This window comes from Microcoleus sp. CAWBG640, assembly GCF_020883015.1.
Taxonomy (GTDB): Bacteria; Cyanobacteriota; Cyanobacteriia; order Cyanobacteriales; family Microcoleaceae; genus Microcoleus; species Microcoleus anatoxicus.
Genome location: NZ_JAHRFC010000197.1, coordinates 1 through 2,399 on the forward strand (window position 1 = coordinate 1; position 2,399 = coordinate 2,399).

2 protein-coding genes are annotated in these 2,399 nt (G+C 41.9%); both read left to right on the plus strand.

Annotated elements, in window-relative coordinates; all coding sequences use genetic code 11:
• The first annotated feature begins 622 nt into the window (after positions 1-622).
• The gene (locus AAFP11_RS30190; protein WP_341740311.1) at positions 623-1,069 is read left to right on the plus strand and encodes a reverse transcriptase N-terminal domain-containing protein; all 447 of its coding nucleotides are present in this window, start codon (positions 623-625) and stop codon (positions 1,067-1,069) included.
• Positions 1,062-2,312, plus strand: coding sequence for a reverse transcriptase domain-containing protein (locus AAFP11_RS30195; protein WP_341740312.1), 1,251 nt, complete (start codon positions 1,062-1,064; stop codon positions 2,310-2,312). Before AAFP11_RS30190 ends, AAFP11_RS30195 begins: the two co-directional genes overlap by 8 nt.
• Positions 2,313-2,399 lie beyond the last annotated feature (87 nt).

Genomic DNA, 2,399 nt, shown 5'->3' on the forward strand with positions numbered 1-2,399 from the left:
AAGGAAATTTTGTATGCGCGACCTGAACTGGTCGTTTAGTCCGAGGAACCCACTCCTCTAAGGGTTTCACACCCCTTACCCTCACGGAAAAGGCTCAATAATGAGTCCGGTCACGCTCAAGTAGGCAACGAAACAAGCGGAATGCAGACCCCGAAAGTAGCCGTAACTGACAGCCTAAGTTGGTTAGAGAGCAAGAGGGAGTTATTCTATGATGAACATCAGTGAATTGTTGATTAAACTGCGTTATTTTCCAAGGAGCCAAATAAGGCTGATAGGCTCCGACCAAAAGGTAAATAGGTAGATTCGGCGTTGTGCAATCGCCAAATCGTGTGAATAAAATCCCTATCGCAGAATAGACAGCATCTAAGGAATAACAGACAACTAAACGGCACAACAGGGTAAACCCTACAGAGTCTAGAAGTGGTCGAATACTTCTAGTAAGTCCGAGGTAACAACGACTGAATTCTCTGGAGGATAGAGGATGGATGAAAAAGCAAATGCTAACTTGTAATGAGTTAGATAGGGGTTCCAAATTTGCCTCTGACCGAAAGGAAAGCAGACTTTATCTGGGTCTTATACGAAAAACTAAATGTTATCGAAACTTAATCCGAGGACAAGTTAGATGGTGATAGCAATATCAACAAACGGAACAAGGAGACAACTAGAGGACTGGAGCCACATTCAATGGCGTAAAGCCCACAAGCTTGTTAAGAATCTACGACAAAGAATTTTTCGTGCTAGAAAACTTGGTAACTTCAGGACTCTTCGGAATCTTCAGAAGTTAATGCAACGAAGCTACGCAAACTTATTACTATCTGTTCGACGTATCACTCAGACCAACAAAGGTAAAGCAACGGCAGGAATTGATAATGAGATTATCAACACCCCAGCGCAACGAGTGAACCTGGTAAATAATTGGAAGGGGGGAAACCTCAAGCCAACCAGACGGGTGGAGATACCAAAGCCCAATGGAAAGAAACGACCGCTCGGAATCCCAACCGTGCGCGACAGAATCGAACAAGCAATAATTAAGAATTCACGCTTAACCCGAATGGGAATCCGTGTTTGAACCCAATTCCTATGGATTTAGACCTGGCAGAAGTTGTCAAGATGCTATCGCCCAAAACTTTATCAGGTTAAAAGGTGGTAAAGACACTTGGGTTCTAGAAGCCGACATTCGAGGATTCTTCGATAATATTGCCCATGAATCTATCCTATCCATGATTAGTAACTTTCCTAAGAGAGAACTAATTAAAGGATGGTTAAAAGCTGGATTTGTTTCCAATGGTAAATACAATCCAACGGAAACAGGAACTCCACAAGGTGGTGTTATCTCACCCTTATTAGCCAATATTGGACTCCACGGATTAGAGCAAATGATCAAGTCCATACTTCCTCATTATGCGAAGAGAAAGGGAACTCAAACTGTACAATTTGGGGTAATCAGATATGCTGATGACTTCATCGTCACAGCTAGAGATAAAGAAAGTCTTGAAAATGTTCAAATCCAGATTCAGCAATGGTTGTTAGAAAGAGGACTTGAACTAAGCGCGGAGAAGACATTAATAACGTCAATGGAAAAAGGCTTTGATTTCTTAGGTTTTAACCACCGTCATTATAATGGCAAGCTATTAACCAGACCCTCCAGGAAGAAAGTCCTAGATTTTTGTAAACGGATAGGGGATGAGATAAAAGCTTTAAATGGCTCAAAACAGGAAGATGTAATCAGCAAACTAAATCCAATTCTCCGAGGTTTTGCTAACTACTACAAAGGAGGAGTTAGCAAAGTAACCTTCAACTATATCTCTCACAGGGTATGGCAATACCTTTGGCGTTGGGCAAAACGTAGACACCCCAACAAAGGCACAAATTGGGTTAAAGACAAATACTTCAAAACTATAAATGGTAATAAATGGGTATTCGCCTGTGAATTAGGCGAACGTGAAAATAAAGACCAGAAGTTTAACTACTGCCTTTATTCTATAGCATCAACACCTATTGAACGCCATGTAAAGGTTAATGGAGGAGCAAGTCCCGACGACCAAACACTTAAAGAGTATTGGGACAAAAGAAACCAAAAATTAGGCAAATCCTACTGGGCAAAAGGTAGCAAAAACTATCTCATAGCACAAAATCAAAAATGGAAATGTCCAATCTGTGGTCAACCACTACTCAACGGTGAAGAAATCGAAACCCATCACATAGTACCTGTTGCTAAAGGGGGCTTAAACGACATAAGTAATCTTCAGCACTTACACTCACCGTGTCACAAACAGGTACATTCAAAACCCAAGTCAACTAGCTTGAAGTAAGGCTTGAGCCGTGTGAGTGCGAAAGTCTCATGCACGGTTCTTAGGGGAGGGGAGAGTGGCGACGCTTAAACCTTACCCGACACCCTT

Bases quoted from the DNA above. Each gene is read 5' to 3' on its own strand.
- AAFP11_RS30190 (WP_341740311.1), top strand. From the start codon at position 623: ATGGTGATAGCAATATCAACAAACGGAACAAGGAGACAACTAGAGGAC.